General features: G+C 54.2%; 14 protein-coding genes. 7 read left to right on the plus strand and 7 right to left on the minus strand.

The window, feature by feature from the left end:
• Positions 1-253 precede the first annotated feature (253 nt).
• Entirely contained in the window at positions 254-1867 is a 1614-nt protein-coding gene (locus ACVLVH_RS00005; RefSeq protein ID WP_498948266.1) for an ABC transporter substrate-binding protein, read from the minus strand.
• Positions 1868-2026: 159 nt separating this feature from the next.
• Positions 2027-2899 carry a hypothetical protein gene (locus ACVLVH_RS00010; protein ID WP_192414654.1) on the minus strand — a complete coding sequence of 291 codons (873 nt, stop codon included), beginning with the start codon at positions 2897-2899 and terminating at the stop codon, positions 2027-2029.
• Between the two features lie 490 nt (positions 2900-3389).
• On the opposite strand from ACVLVH_RS00010, the gene ACVLVH_RS00015 reads away from it, so the two are divergent.
• The 4 genes from ACVLVH_RS00015 to ACVLVH_RS00030 all read left to right on the plus strand — a co-directional run bounded on the left by ACVLVH_RS00015 (position 3390) and on the right by ACVLVH_RS00030 (position 8782).
• Positions 3390-4184, plus strand: coding sequence for a fimbrial protein (locus tag ACVLVH_RS00015; RefSeq protein WP_498948268.1), 795 nt, complete (start codon positions 3390-3392; stop codon positions 4182-4184).
• 102 nt (positions 4185-4286) lie between these two features.
• Complete coding sequence (locus tag ACVLVH_RS00020) at positions 4287-4790, plus strand: CS1 type fimbrial major subunit (protein ID WP_101761189.1); 504 nt, start codon at positions 4287-4289, stop codon at positions 4788-4790.
• A gap of 77 nt (positions 4791-4867) precedes the next feature.
• Positions 4868-7606: a TcfC E-set like domain-containing protein gene (locus ACVLVH_RS00025; protein WP_192414659.1), complete on the plus strand. Its 2739-nt coding sequence runs from the start codon at positions 4868-4870 to the stop codon at positions 7604-7606.
• A 9-nt stretch (positions 7607-7615) separates the two neighbouring features.
• Positions 7616-8782 carry a CblD like pilus biogenesis initiator family protein gene (locus ACVLVH_RS00030; RefSeq protein ID WP_192414661.1) on the plus strand — a complete coding sequence of 389 codons (1167 nt, stop codon included), beginning with the start codon at positions 7616-7618 and terminating at the stop codon, positions 8780-8782.
• Between the two features lie 151 nt (positions 8783-8933).
• On the opposite strand, the gene ACVLVH_RS00035 is transcribed toward ACVLVH_RS00030, so the two are convergent.
• Complete coding sequence (locus ACVLVH_RS00035) at positions 8934-9527, minus strand: LuxR C-terminal-related transcriptional regulator (protein WP_192414663.1); 594 nt, start codon at positions 9525-9527, stop codon at positions 8934-8936.
• Positions 9528-9695: 168 nt separating this feature from the next.
• Positions 9696-11792 carry an elongation factor G gene (gene fusA, locus ACVLVH_RS00040; RefSeq protein WP_498948271.1) on the minus strand — a complete coding sequence of 699 codons (2097 nt, stop codon included), beginning with the start codon at positions 11790-11792 and terminating at the stop codon, positions 9696-9698.
• 211 nt (positions 11793-12003) lie between these two features.
• On the opposite strand from fusA, the gene ACVLVH_RS00045 reads away from it, so the two are divergent.
• Positions 12004-12915, plus strand: coding sequence for a ketopantoate reductase family protein (locus ACVLVH_RS00045; RefSeq protein WP_192414667.1), 912 nt, complete (start codon positions 12004-12006; stop codon positions 12913-12915).
• 30 nt (positions 12916-12945) lie between these two features.
• On the opposite strand, the gene ACVLVH_RS00050 is transcribed toward ACVLVH_RS00045, so the two are convergent.
• Entirely contained in the window at positions 12946-13713 is a 768-nt protein-coding gene (locus tag ACVLVH_RS00050) for an ElyC/SanA/YdcF family protein (protein WP_498948273.1), read from the minus strand.
• A gap of 99 nt (positions 13714-13812) precedes the next feature.
• On the opposite strand from ACVLVH_RS00050, the gene ACVLVH_RS00055 reads away from it, so the two are divergent.
• Positions 13813-14880: a LacI family DNA-binding transcriptional regulator gene (locus ACVLVH_RS00055; RefSeq protein ID WP_277975164.1), complete on the plus strand. Its 1068-nt coding sequence runs from the start codon at positions 13813-13815 to the stop codon at positions 14878-14880.
• Positions 14881-14918: 38 nt separating this feature from the next.
• Here the strand turns inward: ACVLVH_RS00055 and ACVLVH_RS00060 are convergent, their stop codons facing one another.
• Both ACVLVH_RS00060 and ACVLVH_RS00065 read right to left on the minus strand, forming a co-directional pair.
• Complete coding sequence (locus ACVLVH_RS00060; protein WP_192414671.1) at positions 14919-15608, minus strand: aspartate/glutamate racemase family protein; 690 nt, start codon at positions 15606-15608, stop codon at positions 14919-14921.
• 15 nt (positions 15609-15623) lie between these two features.
• A complete protein-coding gene (locus tag ACVLVH_RS00065; protein ID WP_192414673.1) occupies positions 15624-17681 on the minus strand; it encodes an FUSC family protein in 2058 nt (685 codons plus the stop codon).
• 254 nt (positions 17682-17935) lie between these two features.
• Between ACVLVH_RS00065 and ACVLVH_RS00070 the strand changes: the two genes are divergently transcribed.
• Positions 17936-18883, plus strand: a complete 948-nt coding sequence (locus ACVLVH_RS00070) for a sulfonate ABC transporter substrate-binding protein (protein WP_192414676.1) — start codon at positions 17936-17938, stop codon at positions 18881-18883.
• The last annotated feature ends 62 nt before the right edge of the window (positions 18884-18945 follow it).

Here is an 18945-nt window from a genome sequence, read left to right on the forward strand (position 1 = left end):
CGGCCCCGAACTGCCTCACGCATCCCTGCGTGAGGCTCCTGGCCCAACGTAAAAGCCTCAGCGCTGCGGATAGCCCTTTTGCCGCAGCAGACGCGCCAGCGCCTTTAGCAAATGTGCCCTTTTCAAAAACACGCACAGAAGTTTAAGCAGGCCGGGGCCACTTTTGGGCAGGCAATCCGCAGCGCTGAACGAAGCTAGGAAGCCAGGAGAGCCCGCAGGACGCGGGCGAAAGGCGGAGCCGGAACGGGCGATATTACGGTTTAGTTACCCACACATCGTAAACGCTTTCTGGCATCTGCTTATAGCTGCGGAAACCGTAGCCGTGCACGTAGCTGGCGGTGGCTAACTGATCTTCCGGTTCGTAGAGCGGCACAGCCAGCGCCAGCTGCGGTAGCGCGACCTGCTGCAGTTGGCTGTAGAAATCGCGGCGTTGCTTAAGATCCAGCGTGCTGGCGGCTTTATCCAGCAAGCCATTGATCTTCTCATCGTTGACGCGGCTGTAGTTAATTGCGCCGCCCTGAGCGATCGGACGATAGTGGTTTTCGATATCCACGCCATCGGTTGGCGTGTTGGAGTTGGCGATGGTGCCAAACTTGCCGCTTTTACGCACATCGGCATAAGTACCAGAATCAACGTAGTTCAGCTTGAGATCCACGCCAAGACGCTGACGCGCCTGCGCCTGAATCGCCTGCAGCAGCACATCGCGCTGGTCGCGCACCGTTGCCTGTGCCTGAATCAGCTCAATGCGCAGACGCTGGCCATCTTTGGTGCGGAAGCCTTCGCCATCGCGGGTTTTCCAGCCTGCTTCATCCAGCAGCTTGTTGGCCGCATCCGGATTGTTACCGTATTTGCCCTCAAGCTCTTTGTTGTAAAGCGGATCGATAGGCGAAGTAATGCCCCACGCGCGGGTGCGTTCGCCGCGATACACCGACTTCAGCAGCGGATCGATATCCAGCCCTTGTAGTAATGCCTGACGCACTTTCACATCCTGCGTCGGGCCATATTCCACGTTGAGGAACAGGGAATATGGCGTACCGGTATTCAGCGCATGCTGATAGGTAAAGACGGGATTGTCTTTGAACTCACCGGCATCGTTACCGGAAATGCCTTCAATGGCATCAACCTGACCAGATAGCAGCGCGCCAGTGCGCACCGAAGATTCCGGCAGGAAGCGATAGGTCACGCGATCGAGATACGCTGGTCCCTGATGCTGCGCGGTGGCTGGCGCCCAGTTGTATTTCGGGTTTTTAACATAGGTCACCTGCTGGCCTTTCTCATAGCTTTCGAGAATAAACGGCCCGGTGCCCGCCAGATCTTTGCCGCCCGATTTCAGCTGTGGAGATTTCCAGCTGGCCGGCGCCAGAATCTGCAAGCCCGCAGCGAAGGACAGAAACGGTGAGTAGACCTCTTTCAGGGTGATCACCACCGTGTGATCGTCCGGCGTTTCAATCTTCTCAATATGCGAACCCATCAGGCACAAACTGGTGCCGGCGCAGTATTGCGCGACCTGAGTTTGACGGAAGTTATCTGCCACCGCGTTGGCATCAAACTTCTCGCCGTTAGAGAAGGTGACGTCCTGACGCAGATTAAAGCGGATCACTTTACCATCCTGGCTGGCTTCATAACTCTGCGCCAGCCACGGCACAAAGCTGCCATCCGGGCGGCGCGCCAGCAGTGATTCCCAGAAGTTACGCAGCGTGATTTCCGCTTTGTCCTGACCGTTAAGCTGCGGGTTAAAAGTGGTCGGCTCGGTTTCAACACCGACCGTCAGGCTGCCGCCGCTTACCGGTTGGTCGGCGGCTACCGCGTTAATCGTGCTTCCCAAGAGGCTAAAACCTAATGCCAAAGCTATTGAAGTTAATTTCATAGTGTCCTTGGTAATTGCAGGTAAATATTATGTAAGGCCTTAATCTGGCCTGTATTAATTCCCGCTGAATTATTAAAACCCGGACAAATAAATGTAAAACGACAATAGTGGCAATCGATTTGTTGAATTTGGCAATTCACCAGTCAGCGAAAAAACAGATTATCGTGACAGGCTTGCCGGTAGTGGAGGCACACCCGATAAACCGCGTAATCCGTACTCGACCATGGCCATATAGACCGCAAAATAATCCAGCGCCATGTGCATAAAGGAGAGATGCAAAATGAGCGTATTACTGGTTTTGTTCAGCGTCAGCAACCCGGCTGCTTCAGCGTCCTGCAGGCAGCGTTTGATGTGCGAACGCGAAACCCCACATTTCACTGACGCTTTCAGGTAGTTGTACTCAATAACAGTGGTTTTTTGTTGCAGACTCTCGATGTACAGATCCATCAACAGCATGTGCCCGGCATCCCTGAAAATGAAGGCTTTACTCTCTGGCACCATATCGAACAAGTAAACATGCTTGAGCGTGATTTCAGCGTAATTTTTGAAGTATTCCGCATGAAAGTTTTCCATTTTCAGGCAAGCCGAAACATCGAAATCGTCGTACAACATACCGTAAGGAATCATCATGGTATTAATTAAAGCCCGCGTTTCATCCAGCGCTTTGCGGGTCACCGTGTAGGTTAACTTTCGTTTATCCTGCGCGTCCTTTTTAACTTCCATACGCCCACCTACCCGAATAAAGAGCAGAAAGGAATCAATAGTGTTGTCGCTAATCAGACCGGTTTTTTTACAAAAGTCTTTTACATCACGCAGCGTTGGGTTTGCTGAGGTGAAGGCGTACGCCATGATGGCCGAGCCGATAATAAAGCGATTAGCTTTGAAAATGACTTTAAAATAGAGCGGCTTAGTCAGATACAGTCTGAACAACAGTTTGTAATGCTTCTGCATAACTAATGAGATGTTGTCATTTGACTTAATTTCGGCTGCGCGTTGGTGAATTAATGCTGTGAGTTGCTGTTTGCTTTTCATATTGCTGTGTGGTGTGCCTGGTTATCAATTATAAAATTTTTTTAAAAATCACCCTCATGCTCCTGGATTTATTTAAATCCTGTTGAGAGGCGGTTGATGATGCTTTATGGAGGTATTATTTCTGAGGTTAATATTTTAAGATTAACATGGGTCTTTTTGCCCTTCCGGGCACGATCTTACCATCAATGGACTATTTTATGTAAAGCTTGATTTATTCTGAGCTGACATACCCATTTCTAAGCCTGAAAATTGATCTTTGTTTTTACAATTATTTCATTAAGTTAGGTCGCGATATTTCCTCAAGTATTCCCTTTGTAGCACGGCTTAAAAAAAATTAACCACAAAAATGGACAGTGACTTAACAAAGCCCCTATGAGAACTTTCTTAACGCACGGTTATTCCACTTGGTTAAGTGAGACTGGTTTATAGCCAAGCCGATTCATACAGGGAATATCCGACAGATTTTTGATGGAATTTATAAGGATTTATCATGGACGACTCACCGCATAAGACACTGCGTCACGGCCTTTCAATGGCTATTTTAAGCCATAATACTCTGGTGAAAAAACTCGCTTACCCACTGATTCTAATGGGTTTTATTTCCATGCCAGCGGCATGGGCGAATATGAGTGTCTATCCGATGGAAGTCACCCTAAATAATCAGGGTGCGGCACAGGTGCAGACATTATCGCAAAGCGGTGAAGCGCAGTTTATTCGCGTCAGCATCAAGCGAATTGAGCGCCCTGCAACACCGTTTGAAAAAGAAATATTGGTTGAAGATGCCGTTTCGCCATCGCTTATCGCCACCCCGGATAAATTCGCGCTGGCTTCCGGTTCACAACGCATTATTCGGCTGATTTCATTACAACCGCCAGAAAAAGAGACTGCCTGGCGCGTTTACTTCGAGGCCGTGGCTGCCCCGGATGAATTGAAAGATAAATCGCCGCAGAATAATAACATCAGCAACCAGGTCGGCATCAATTTAGTCTGGGGCGTGCTGGTACATATTCCGCCGCGTAATGCCAGATTATCGCTCACGCAATCAGCATCAGGCGAAGTCAAAAACGCTGGCACGGTTCGCGTAGTGATTCGTGAGGTCGCGGTTTGCTCAAAACAACATAGCAGCAGCTGTCAGTGGAAAAAAGAACACGCCACGGTTTATCCGGATGAGACATTGCGTTTTAAAGCCTGGAGTTCGGCAGAATTAGCCGCTGCTCAGGAAGTCAGAATAAAACATGTTGATCTCAATACGCGGAATATCGCCGAGTACGTTATCGGACACTGATCAACACGTATTAAAGGAATAACAACCTGTTTGTTATAAAGCAGTTCATTACCCATGAGACGGTCATTTACGGCCAGTACAAGGATTTTCACGGAGCTACAAATGCAAAAATTAATCAAACCACTAGTCATCGCTGCTGCGTTAACGGCTGTATTTAATGCACAGGCGGTGCAGAAAGATATTACGGTGAATGCGAATGTTGATTCGACGGTGGATATGACGCAGGCGGACGGAACCGCATTACCCGGCACCATTAATATGCAATATATTCCGGGCCGTGGTTTATCTACCTATTCTCTGGACACCAAAATCTGGTCGAACTCGCAAACTGCCAATATCAACGTTGCGCTGGTGAGTGCCGCTCAGCTTAACAATACCGTTACCGGTACAGCGGTACCTTTGACCGTCACGCTGGGTGCGGATTTAAAACCGATCACCACCACGAACACGGCCCTGACTTACGCCTCGCTGTTCCCGGCGGGCACCGCAAACGGTTCGTCAGTATTGCCACTGAAAATTTCGCAGACCACGCCGGGCGTGCTGGCAACCGGCACCTATTCCGGCGTTGTGAGCCTGTTAATTACGCAGGCCACCACGCAGAGCTAATTTGTCGGCATTGACTGATCAATTATTTCGGGGGGCCGCTCGGCCCCCTTATTATTCTTTTTCAGCAGGATGCTGTAATGAAGGTCAATATTCACGTCGCTTTAATAGCCTCTTTCATTACCCTGATCCCTTCTCTTGCTCCTCGTGCTGCCACGCAGGTTCCGCCTGGTTTTGAATCGCTGGTTACCGGCCAGACGCTGTGGGTCAACCTTTCTGTTTACGGGCAATCGCTTGGCTTGTTTGAAGCTTCTGTTTCGCTGGATAGCGTCAGGTTCTTGAAACCGCATCAGGTCGCACGGGCGGTGATGCAGCATTATCAAAAAGATCCGCAGCAGGAAAAGCGCTTAGACCATCTGATCAGTGAACCTTTGGCACGCAACGGTAATAAGGCATGCAGCAGCAACGGCGGCGCAGCGGGCTGTGACTATCTGGAAACCGATTCCCTCGCGCTGATCTATGACGAAAATAATGCCAAAGTGGCGCTGTTTCTCGGCCCGGAATTTGTGCCGCTTGCGGCTGACAACTCATCGCCCTATTACCAGCAGACCGCCGAAACGGAAGCGGCGTTTATTCATCAGCAGAATATTAACTTCGTCACCAACCGCGATGACCAGACGTTATCGCTGCAGGGGGCGGGCGCGCTAGGATTCACTGAAAATAGCTATGCCGGAATTGACTGGGACTATCTGGCGCAAAAATACCGGCAGCAAAGTCATCAGGAAGTGCGTTTTAACAACGTGTTTCTGCGCCGCGATCTCGGCAAACGCTATTATGTGCAGGCCGGACGCATGGATTCGCGCGATATCTTCAGCAACGCCGGCGGCAACATTACCTTAAGCCAACTGCCGCTCAGCACCATCGAAGGTGCGCGCGTCGGTTCGACGCTCGCCTGGATGAACCGCGCACAGGCGGCGCAAGGCACGCCGGTCACTGTCTTTATTACCCGCCCGTCGCGTATTGATGCTTATCGCGGGCAGCAACTGCTTGGCACCTTTTACCTGAATGCCGGCACGCAGAATCTTGATACCAGCGCCTTTCCCAATGGTAGCTATAGCGTGACGCTACGTATCTATGAAGATAATAAGTTGTCGCGTACCCAACAGGTTCCTTTCAGCCGCACCGGTAATGCCACCAGCCAGAACATTGAATGGTTTGTGCAAGGCGGCTCCATTCCCGATCGCGAGATGCAGGGCAACGGCACTGCATCGCAATCGGGTGCAGATCGCCGTGTGATGCAGGCGGGCATCAAAGTGCCTGTGATGCAAGACGCTGCGCTGACCGGCGGTGTCGCCGTGACCAACCGCAACCGCTTTATCGAAAGCGCACTCGACTGGAGCCACGGATTTGATAATCCGCTGCTCGACGGCATCCTCACCACCCGCTTTAGCTACCTGAAAGGCAGCGAAGGCTCACGCGGCAATGTCCAGCAGGTCGCTTATAACGACGGATTTTCCCTCAGTTTCTACCGCAGCGCCCTGTATGCGCAGGATTGCTACAGCAACAACGGTGGGCAATACGGTTTTAGCGGGTGCTACCAGAGCAGCAGCCTGATGTTCAGCGTGCCGGTAAAAAGCTGGTATCTGAATGCCGGTTATAGCGCCAGCAAGAACGAGGGCCGCAATGTGCTTCCGGTGCAGTGGGATGATAACGGCGTCGTGCCGCAGTGGGCGCGCCGCAACATCTACAGTAAAACGCAGACTACCACCTGGCAGGCTGGCCTGGGGCGCGGCTTTAGCGTCAACGGACTCAATATTAATACCAGCGCCAATCTCTTTACCCGCACCAGCAGCAGCGGAACTCAGCGCGACAACGGTGGCTTCCTCTCCGTCTCACTCTCGCGCGTCAGCACGCCAACCATCGATTCACGTTCGAGCTACAGTTCGCTCGGCATGACCTACCAAACCGATCGCAACAACAAGGATCAGGTTGGCTATAACGTGGCGCAAAACTGGTATTTCGATGCGCAGAATCAGCAGGAGATCGGCGTGAACCTTAACGGTAATCAGGAAAATACTCTGAATGCTTCCGTTTACGGCAAAACTGCGGGCGAATACGGCAGCGGCAGCCTGTCATTCAGCTCTGCGTCGTCCGGTTCATCCGCTCAGCGCTTCAGCAGCAGCGGCAGCTACAACTCCTCATTGGCGGTAGCGCGTTCCGGCCTCTATTGGGGCAAGTGGGGCAACGGCCTGCCCGGGGCGGCGGTGGGCGTACATGTGGCAAGCAGCGATGAAAGCCGCGACACGCGGGTGGATGTCTCCGTTGATGGCGCGGGCAGCGCCAGCCTGCACGGCACCGGCCGCACGTTATTTAGCGTACCGGCTTACACCCAGAGCGCGATCAGCATCAACGATTCCATCGAATCCACCGACGGCATGCGCAGTGAAATCACCCAAGGTGCCGGACGACGCACGCTGTTTATCGCGCCGGGCCGCATGCTGGTGAGCAAAGTGAATATTGTTTCGCGCTACACCTGGCTTGGCAGGCTGATGATCAATCAACAGCGTCCACTGGAAGGTGCCACGCCGCTGAATGTCGCCAGCTGGTCCGGTTTAGGCCAGGGCGGATTCAGCGCCGAGACCGATCACCGCATAAAAAATCTGTACATGGTGCGCGGCATGCAGATGTACCGCTGTGAAATGAAGGTGAAAAGCACCCATGACGTAGTGCGCTATGTCGGCGACAGCGACTGCCAACCCATCGAGCTGGCTTCCGTGCCGCAGGATGTGCAGCAGCGGGCAAAAATGCTGATTGTCACCCGCCAGGCGGATGAGGTTCCGCTGGCACGCACCGCGCCTTCTTCGCCGCAACAACAATAGGGATTTTGGATGAAAAGTAGATTTCTTAGCGCGCTGACGCTGTTGGCCCTCATCGCGGGCATGCAGGTGCAGGCCGCCATGCTCACGCCTTCAGGGCGCAATACCAGCGTTGCCGTAACCTTTGACCGCATGTCAGTACCGGCGCAATTGCCGATCTGGACCAATGAAAATGGCGGTTACGATACCAATGACGCACCAAAATGGGGCCGCAATACGCTGGTTTGCCAGTCGCGCACCAGCAATCAATATGGTGCCTGCCTGACATTACCTGTCTGGCTTGAAGCGTCGCCGTCACCCTACCCCGTTCCACTGTTGTTTACCGAAAGCAGCACCAAACAGACGTTGGTACTGAATGTCTATCTCACCAAAAGACGCTCGCTGAATAATGTGGTGGTGGCGACTAATCTGGTGCCGATGAATGCCTTTGGCGGGGCCGTCACGCCACGTGGCGATGGCACCGATTATTCGGCTTATCTTCCCTCTTCAGAGCTGAGTAAATTCCCATCGGCGGGCACCTGGAGCGCGACGCTGAAAATGTCGCTGATGCAGTGGCCAGTGACGTCCTGCACCGGAAATTCACAAAACGTAAACGTGGGTTGTACCAATGTGACGAAAATGGGTGACTGGATCGCCAACATGACCTTTAAGGTGACAGATTACGGCAACCAGCAGATCTATCTGCCGGAGTTTGGCAATGCAGCCGCCACTGTGGATCTCGGTTTAAAAACCTTCCCCGGAGCGCGCGCCACTACCACCGTCAGCGGCAGCCGTTCGCTGGATATGTGCCTGTACGACGGCAATAATTCTGACAGCAACCGGGTTAGCCTGTTGTTTCAGGACGAAGGTGCAGCCGCGCCCGGCCGGGGAACAGGGTTGTTTTCGCTATATCGCACAGGCGCGGATAAAACTCTGGCGCAAAATCGCCTCGATTATGCGATTGAAGTAATCAACCCGCTGACCAAAGCGCGTCAGGTGGTTGAGAACGGCAGTGAGATTATCTGGAGTGGCACCAACAGAGGTGTGTTGCGACGGGTGGTGTTACCGGGACAGAGCAATTCAGTGCTGTGCGTTCCTGCGCCGATGCAGCTTGTCACACCCGCCTTCACGTTATCGTCAAAAACAGCGGGCCGTTATCAGGGGACGTTGAGAATTATTTATACTCCGACGACGCAATAATGGCGCGGGCGGTGATGTCATAAAAACTGCAATTACCGAGCGCACACACTGTAGCGGCGCAATTTATTGTGCGATAAATCGCGCCGCTACGGAATGTGCAATGATTTGATGCGATTATTATATTATCAGCATTAGGCAATCGATTGGTGGTTTAAAAGTTATTAGTAAAACGCTGGTAGAGGTGCAGGCTGTTTTTCAGATTGAGTTTTTTAACAATTTTATTCTGATGGCTATAAAGCGTTTTTTTATTTATTCCGGTTATTTTCGCCACATCTTCAATCGATTCGTAAGTGAATAAGCATCGCAGAAAGTTAAACTCCTTCCTGGTTAAATGATTATTTAATCCGGGAGCCGTCATTAGCTGGTCGCTTTTGTGCTGGCACAGCATCATTGCCAGCTTAGTACTAATGGCACCGGTTGAAGATTTTTTATCGATAAAACAATCGGCTGCGATGGCATGGCTGCTGTAGTTAATCTTGTTTTTCACTGAATCCGAAAAGAAAATCAGCGTCGCGTTCAAGGTGATTTTCAGTCTGGTCAGATAATCTATCTGAGCCAGCGCCGTGCGGAAGTTTTCTGGCAGATCAAAAATAATGATTGGTGAAAGAGTGGCGGTTTTTTCCCTGTCACGCATCAGCGTCTTCATTTCTCGAAGCGTATTACAGCAAGTGATACTTGAATGTTCCAGCAGCGCAATTAAGCCCTGCTGGTGGTAGCAAGACTGATCCAGATAAATGACATCCATGATTAATTTCCGATAAATATCCCTGATTCTGCGAATACTATCGGCTTCCTGGCGGAAATTAACTGTCCATTTTTGGTGCTAAATGACTCACGCGGTCGACAGGTCGATTTAAAAGTAGGCCGGGCAAGAAGTGTTACCTCTGTGCCCGGTCTGATTTCACACTAAAGCTTAGGCGCGTGCGGCGATGATGCTTTCAGCCACGTTGCGGGGTGCTTCCGCATAGTGCGCAAACTCCATGCTGTAAGTGGCGCGGCCTTGCGACATCGATCGTAGCGTGGTGGCGTAGCCAAACATCTCGGACAGCGGCACTTCGGCGCGAATAATGCGTGCACCAAAGCGTTCATCCATGCCTTGCAGCGTACCGCGCCGCGCCGACAAATCGCCCATCACGCCACCGGCATACTCTTCCGGCGTTTCCACTTCCACCTGCATCAGCGGTTCGAGGATCACCGGATCGGCCAGTTTCGCGGCGGCTTTGAAACCAAAGATCGCCGCCATACGGAATGCCATTTCCGATGAATCGACATCGTGGTACGAACCAAACGTCAGCGTGGCTTTGATGTCCACCACCGGATAACCAGCCAGCACGCCGCTGTTCAGCGCTTCACGAATCCCCTTCTCCACCGAAGGAATGAACTCGCGCGGTACTACGCCGCCTTTGGTGGCGTCTTCAAAGGCAAATCCGGCCCCCGCCTGCTGCGGTTCCAGCGTCAGCACCACATGGCCGTACTGACCTTTACCGCCCGACTGGCGCACAAACTTACCTTCCACTTCACGCACCGTTTTGCGAATGGTTTCGCGATAGGTAAACTGCGGCCGACCGATGTTGGCTTCCACGCCAAACTCGCGCTTCATGCGATCCACGATAATCTCCAGATGCAGCTCGCCCATGCCGGAAATAATCGTCTGGCCCGATTCCTCATCGGTGTGCAGACGGAACGACGGATCTTCGGCCGCCAGCCGCTGCAGCGCCAGGCCCATTTTCTCCTGATCGCTCTTGGTTTTCGGCTCAATCGACAGCGAAATCACCGGATCAGGAAACTCCATGCGCTCAAGTGTGATCACCGCATGGGGATCGCACAGCGTTTCGCCGGTGGTGACCTCTTTCAAACCCACGCAGGCGGCGATATCGCCGGCACGAATCTCTTCGATCTCAATACGGTCATTGGCCTGCATCTGTACGATGCGACCGATACGCTCTTTGCGCCCTTTCACCGCGTTCCACACGCTGTCGCCTTTACGCAGCACGCCGGAATAGACGCGCACGAAAGTCAGCTGACCCACGTAGGGATCGCTCATCAGCTTGAACGCCAGCGCCGAGAACGGCTCGCTGTCATCCGCATGACGTTCATCGTGTTCGCCCTGCTCGTTGACGCCGCTCACCGCCGGTACGTCGAGCGGCGAAGGCATAAGCTCAATCACCGCGTCGAGCATGCGCTGCACGCCTTTGTTTTTGAACGCGCTGCCGCACAGCATCGGCTGGATTTCACCGAGCAAGGTGCGCTGACGCAATCCGGCAACCACCTCCTCTTCACTGAGATCGCCCTGCTCCAGATAACGATCCATCAGTGCTTCGCTGGCTTCTGCCGCCGCTGCCACCATGTTCTCGCGCCACTCAGCAGCGAGTGCCTGCAACTCATCAGGAATCGGCGCATAGCTAAAGCTCATGCCCTGGCTGGCGTCGTCCCAGTAAATAGCGCGCATTTTGTTAAGATCGACCACGCCGCTAAAGTGCTCTTCCGCGCCGATGGGAATGACAATCGGCACCGGATTGGCGTGCAGGCGATCTTTCATCATCTGCACCACGCGGAAGAAGTCCGCGCCCTGACGGTCCATTTTATTGACGAAGGCGATGCGCGGCACATGATATTTGTTGGCCTGGCGCCACACGGTTTCAGACTGCGGCTGCACGCCGCCAACCGCGTCATACACCATCACCGCGCCATCGAGTACGCGCATTGAGCGCTCAACTTCAATGGTGAAATCGACGTGTCCGGGCGTATCGATGATGTTGATACGGTGCGGCGTAAAGCTGCCGTCCATCCCTGGCCAGAAGCAGCTCACCGCCGCCGAGGTAATGGTGATCCCACGCTCCTGCTCCTGCGCCATCCAGTCAGTGGTTGCCGCGCCATCGTGCACTTCACCTAACTTGTGGCTCATTCCGGTGTAAAACAGGATGCGCTCGGTGGTGGTGGTTTTACCGGCATCGATGTGCGCGGAGATGCCGATGTTGCGATAACGTTCGATGGGGAGGGTTCGGGGCATGATGCGTCCTTAGTCATTCGACTCGTTCTGCGGCGCGCACCATTGCCCGCCGCTGCGCAACAGCCTAAACCTATTGTACGAGTAAATACGAACAGTTTGAGCCTTTTTTAAACATCGTTAAAAACTTGCAGGTGATTCAGCATTTACGGGCTGGAAAGCCGTCGCCGGTCACTTTAAGGTAAGACTTTCACTCTCAACGGGAAAATTGACCATGCGTATTCTGGTAGTCGGCGCCGGCGCCACCGGCGGCTATTTTGGTGCGCGTCTGGCGCAAGCAGGACGTGATGTGACTTTTCTGGTGCGCGAGCGCCGTTTTCAACAGTTGCAGCAAACCGGTCTGGTGCTGAAAACCCCCGGCGGCAGCGAAGTGATTCAGCCGCAGCTGGCGCAGGCCGGTTCGCTTGATGGCCATTACGATCTGATTATCTTGACGGTGAAAAGCTTCGCGCTGGATCAGGCGATGAGTGACATCGCGCCCGCCGTCGGTCCGGACACGCTGATCATGCCGATCCTCAACGGCATGCGCCATTTCGATACGCTGCGCGCGCGCTTTGGCGACAAGGTGATTGGCGGTTTGTGCAAAATCAACGCCACGCTGGGAGAAAATGGCGAAGTGATGCAGATGACACCGCTGCATATTCTCTATTACGGCGCGCTGGACGGTCACAACGATGCGCGTTTGCAGCGCGTGGATGAAGCGCTGCGTGCGGCGCAGTTTGATACGGTGTTTGCCGACAACATCATCAGCGAGCTGTGGGAAAAATGGTTGCTGCTCAGCACACTGGGTGCGGTGTGTTGTATCGCGCGTGGCAATACGCAACAGGTGCTGACGTCAAAAGGTGGCGAAGCGCTGCTGCAAGGCGTTTTTGGCGAAGTGTTGGCGGTGCTGAGTGCGGAAGGTTATCAGCAGCGTCCGGCGGTGACGGCGAAGATTTATGAGACGCTGAACAATCCTCAAGCGGCGATGACCTCGTCGATGTACCGCGATTTAACCCAGGGCTTTGAGATTGAGGCCGATCAGGTGATTGGCGATCTGCTGGTGCGCGGCGCACGCAGCGGCGTAGTGACGCCGTTGCTAAACGCGGTGTATGTCAATTTGCAGGTGTATGTGCAGAACCGATAACGTTGGTCGCCATTCATGGCGACCGAAACATCACAACCGTGACTGCACGCCGGGCAACTGCTTCAGGCGTTGCCAACCGGCTTCCACCGCTTCTGGCACCTCGACGTGGCCAAGAAAACCTTTTCCGCGCGGCCCGTAGCCGTTTTCATCGTCGCGCAGGCGCTGGATTTCACCCATCAGCAGCGACAGAAAACGCTCCATCGACCACAATCCTTGCGGCGGCGCGCCGATGATGCGCAGCATGCCCGCGTCCATCATCACCTGCGGCACAAATACCGGCCAGCTGATAAATTCCGGTGCATCCGCACGATCGCGCCATTGATAGCGGAAGGTTTCCCAGGTGCGACGCTGCATCAGCGGATCCTGCACCAGCAGCACGCGCTGCGGCTGCCAGCTGTGCTCATCCAGCAGCGTTTGGCTGAAGGCGGCGTTTTCCCCGCAGTTGCGTGATGCGGTTTCCAGCAGCAGCAAATCGTCCGGCAGCGCGGCAAATACGCGGGCGACATCGCCCAGCAACTCGGCTTCGCTTTTGCCTTTGCTGTCGATTTGGCGATACAGCGGATGTGCGGCAAGCATCTCCACCAGCAGCGAGGTTGAGTGACCGGTGCCGCCGCTGATCAATAACGGCAGCTGATACTTTTTCGCCACGGCAATCACCGCTTCCACGTTCGGCAGGACCGCGTGACCAGCGAGAATGGCTAAATCGATGTCGAGCGTGCCATCTTGTGGCATCTGATCCAGCGCCAGCCAGGCCGCCAGGGTGTTGATATCCTGAATCTGATGGTTATTGAGCTGCATCCGGTTCTCCTCTTTTTACCTTTGGCAGTGTAGCGGCTTAAGTGCGTGTCGGCAGGGAAAAATTTGCTACACTCGCAGCTCAATCTTCAGGAGAGATTCATGACTGCGCGCTCCGTAACCCTCGACGATGTTGCTCATCTGGCTGGGGTTTCTTATCAAACCGTTTCCCGCGTCCTCAACCATTCCGAGCAGGTTTCGCCGCGCACCCGCGCCAAAGTAGAAGCCGCGATGCAGCAGCTCAACTATGTGCCGAATCGCGTGGCGCAGCAGCTGGCGGGCAAAAACACCCGCACGCTGGGTCTCGCCACCAGCGATTTAGCCTTGATGGCGCCCGCGCAGATCGCTTCGGCGATTCAGCAACGGGCGGCGGCGCAGGGTTATCATCTGGTGATCGCCATGGCGAATCCCGATAATGCGCCGCAGGATACAGTGAATGAACTGCTGGCGCAGCGCGTGGATGCGCTACTCATTAACCTGCCGCTCGATGCGGCGCAGGCTGCGCAGATTCAGCAACAGTGCGACAACAAGCCGGTGCTGTTTCTCGATGTGGAGCGCAGTGCTGAAGTGGCGCAATGCCAGTATCAGAGCGAATCCGGTGCGCAGCAGGCGGTTGATCATCTGGTGGCGCTCGGCCATCGCCAGATTGGCGTGTTAAATGGACCGGAAAGTTCTGCCTCGGCGCGCGCGCGTTATGCCGCGTGGCAACAGGCGCTGGCGGCGCACCAGCTCAAGCCATTCTGCGTGCTGAGCGGTGACTGGAGCGCGGCATCGGGTTATCAGGCGCTGCAGGCGCAGTTGCCCAACACTCTGCCGCAAGCGCTGCTGGTGGCTAACGATCAAATGGCGCTCGGCGCGATGCGCGCGCTGCATCAGCACGGCGTGAAGATCCCGGCGGAGATTTCGCTGATTGGCTACGACGATACCGCGGAAAGCGCGTGGTATCAGCCGCCATTAACCACCGTGCGTCAGGATTTGCAGCAGTTGGGCGCGGTAAGCGTTGATCGCTTGCTGGCGCAGCTGGAAGGCGGCGATGTGGCAGAGAAGACGCTGGAAACCGAGTTGGTGTTGCGGGAAACCACGGCGACGCCGCAGCAAGATGAGGTGGATGTGGCGGAGATTGCGCAGCAGTTGCAGGTGTTGGCGCGCAAGTTAAAGCGCACCTCATAAATAGGTTTAGGTGCGCAAATTTGCGCACCTGGTCGTAATTACCCGAGTGCGAGTTTTACGGCGTCTTCTGCGTGGATCAAGGTCGTATCGAACAGCGGCACGCTGGCATCTTCCGCTTTTACCAGTAAGGTGATTTCGGTGCAGCCGAGAATGATCGCTTCTGCGCCCTGCTCCACCAGCTCAGCAATAATCTTGCGGTATTGCGCACGAGATTCATCGCGGATCACGCCAAGACAGAGTTCCTGATAAATGATGTCGTGCACCACTTTACGACCGGCTGCATCGGGAACCAAAACGTCGATCTCCGACTGATTAAGTCGGCCTTTGTAGAATTCCTGTTCCATGGTGAACGCCGTTGCTAGCAAGCCGACTTTTTTTACGCCCGCCTGACGAATGCGTTGTGCGGTGGCATCGGCGATATGCAGCAGCGGAATGCGGACCGCATCAGTGATCTGCTGCGCGACTTTGTGCATGGTATTGGTACAGAGCACAATAAAATCCGCGCCGCCCTTTTCCAGACTGAGCGCCGCTTCTGCCAGGATCTCGCCGGCTTTTTGCCACTCGCCTGCCACCTGTAGCTTTTCGATTTCATGGAAATCGACGCTGTACATCAGGCTGCGCGCGGAGTGCAAACCCCCCAGCTGCTGCTTCACCTGCTCATTGATAATTCGGTAATAGAGCGCGGTGGATTCCCAGCTCATTCCGCCAATCAAACCGATCATTTTCATCTGCTTAACTCCGTTTTAAACATGCTGCTCAGCACTGTAATGGTTTTCCGGCCAGCGCGCTGCAGGAAACAACGATAAGCGAATATTGAACAGGTGGAACATCGGCGCAAACAGCGTGTTCTCCTGCAACGCTGCCGCTTCCAGCCGCAGCAACAACGTATTCAATTCCGCTAACAATTCCGGCTGCGGCGTGGTTTGCAGCGATTTTAACCGACGCTTGAGGAACTGACTCAGCTCATGGAACATCGCCGCGCTTTCGATGTGATGCGCCAGCAGCAGCTCACGATGACGCGTGTAATAGTCGTAGCAGTTTGCGCCCAGCCAGGCTTCGGCAATTAGATTGCCGCCGGAGACCAACTCCGGCACCGGATCAACACGCTTACGCGGCAGAATAATGTTGACCTTATCCAGCGTGCGCGAGACAAACTGCTGACGCGCGGTCAGCGTGACGCTGTTGAGCCGCACCGTGGCGATAAACTGCAGCAGCTCGCGGATACCTTTGCGCACCGCGCGTTTGGCGGTCCACGACGGGCGCTTGTTGCGGATCAGCGCCGTGATCACCACCGCGAAGGTAATGCCCACCAGCGTCGAAAGAATAGCGTTCACTATAAGCTGTAGATCGGGCTTGAAGTTGTGGCTCATGCCAATCAGCCCGGGAATCTGCGTGGCGACAATCAGACCAATCAGGTTGGTTGACGGATTGGCGATAACCAATCCCAGCGCCAGCAAGCCCGGCGCAAGGCAAATCACCAGCGCTTCGAAGGTCACCGCCTGCGGAATCAGCAAGGTGATATACAGCAGGCTGATCACCACAGAGATCAGCACCCCTTTCAGGAACAGTTTCATCGGCGCAATCGGGCTGTCCATGCCGGCAAAGAAGGAACACAGCACCGCCGCCATCATCGGTGCGGTGGCACCATCCACCCAGCCGCTGCCGATCCAAAATAGGCAGGTAACGAAGGTGGCAATAAACGCGGTAAACGATGACAGCAGCAACAAACCCTGATCGACGTGTTTGTGCGCGCGCGCCATTTTTCCGGCTTTAACCGCGGGCGTCCATTCACTGACGCGCTCGCTTACGCTTTGGTAGGCATCAACGATGCGCACAAAATTGAGTAAGCGCTCCAGCAATCCGCTCAGCAAAATGCTCTCTTCGCTGTTGAGCCTGCCCTGTTGCCACGCCCTTTTCAGCTGATCTTGCGCGTGGCTGAGCTGGTCGCGCACCGGCAGCTGATCTTCACCATTTAGCCACAGCAAAAATTGCTGAAACACCTCGGCGATATAGTCGGGAAAACGGATCTGCTGCTGCGCCAGCAAATTGAGGCGCGATTCGATTGCCGTCAGCGTGGGGATGAAATAGGAGAGATGCTGATACTGCACGCTGACTAAGCGCACCAGACGCCGCGCGGCATCGCCTTCATACACGCAGTGCGTGATGAGCGTTTCGACGTTAAGCGGATAGTTGGCCATCTGAATCAGGATATCTTCGCGCTCCACCGACTTCTCAGCCGGCATCGCCGTGACCAGTTCACTGCACAGCTTGCGCGCGTTCTGATACCACAGGTTCACGCTCTGCTCTAACAGATTGCGCATCGAGACCGGCCACAGCAGGCGATGCACCAGGCTGCTGCAGACGATGGCGACGGTGATCTCCTCAACACGCGAGATCACCGTGTAGGTGATGGCCGAGGGCGACACCACATCGGGAAAACCCATGATCGCCGCGCTGTAGCCCGCCAGCATAAACACATAGCTTTTCGGCGTGCGGTCATGCAGCGAAAGATAGAGACAAACCGCCACCCAAAGCGAAATGCACAGGCTGAACAGCAGCGGATCCTGCACCGTGGCGGGGTAGATCAGTAGCGTAAACAAGCCGCCCAGCAGGGTGCCGAAGAAACGGAAAACCGATTTTGATACCGTTGATCCCGAATAGAGCTGCGAGGCAACGTACACTGTAGTCAGTGACCAGGCCGGTTTATCGAGATTGAGTTCCAGAGCAATGTAAAAAGCCAGAAAGGCAGCAAGACAGGTTTTGGCAGAAAACAGCATTGCGCTTCGTGAAAACCACTTCATAGAACGGGTAAAACCTTATGCAGGCAGCGGAATGGCTTATCCTGACAGAAGCATTTGGCAATGGCATTTTGATTTGTTATACAAATTATTACCGTGCTAATTATATGGGCATCTATGGAAATGGCGGACACGTTTGCTGATTACAGTGAATGATCCAGATCACATATATAATAGTTATAAGCGATCGAAATTAGTTATTTATTGGTTATATAAGGGCTTTGCTAAGGTGACAAAAAAACCACGTGAGAATCATCATGAAAGCAAAACTTCCTGTCCTGAGCGCTTTAGCTCTCAGCGTTGGCCTGCTCTCCACGCACGCTTTCGCCGCTAACCCAGAAACCGTCACCATCGGCTATCAAAAAGCCAACATCTTTGCCCTGCTGAAATATCGCGGCACGCTGGATGAAACCTTTAAGAAGGAAGGCATCGCTATCCGCTGGGTGGAGTTCCCGGCGGGCCCGCAGATGCTGGAAGGCTTAAACGTTGGCAGCATTGATTTGGCGGCAACCGGCGATGCGCCGCCTGCCTTCGCCCAGGCAGCGAAAGCCGATTTGATCTATCTTGGGCATTCACCGGCTAACCCAAAAACCGAAGCCATCGTGGTGCCAAAAGATTCTGCCATTAAAAGCGTAGCGGATTTGAAAGGTAAACGTGTCGGTCTGAACAAAGGCTCTGACGTTAACTATCTGCTGGTAAAAGCGCTGGAAGATGCGGGGCTTAACTACAAAGATGTGACGCCGGTGTATCTGCCGCCCGCCGATGCACGCGCGGCTTTCCAGAAAGGCGCGATTGATGCATGGGTGATTTGGGATCCATACCTTGCCGAAGTGGAAGCCAATGCCGGTGCGCGTGAAATCCGCAATGCGGAAGGATTAGTGCCACATTACACCTTCTATCTCGCCAGCCGTCCGTTCGCGGAAGGTCATCCTGATACTGCGAAACAGGTTGTCGATGAGTTGAGCAAACTCAGCGATTGGGCCAACAAGAACCCGGATGATGCGGCAGCGATTCTGTCGAAATCAACCGGCCTGGATAAAGCCATCTGGCAAACCACCATTAAACGTCTGCCTTACGGCGCGTCACGCATGTCGCCGCAGGTGTTTGATGAGCAGCAGGCGTTAGCGGATACCTTTACGCGCGTGGGACTGTTGCCGGTGAAAGTGGATGTGCGCAGCGCGACCTGGTCGCTGGATAAGAAGTAAGTCATTACCAACAACCAGGTCGCCATGAATGGCGACCTTACATGCCCGGTGCGCATTTATGC

This window comes from Kluyvera sp. 1366, assembly GCF_054823405.1.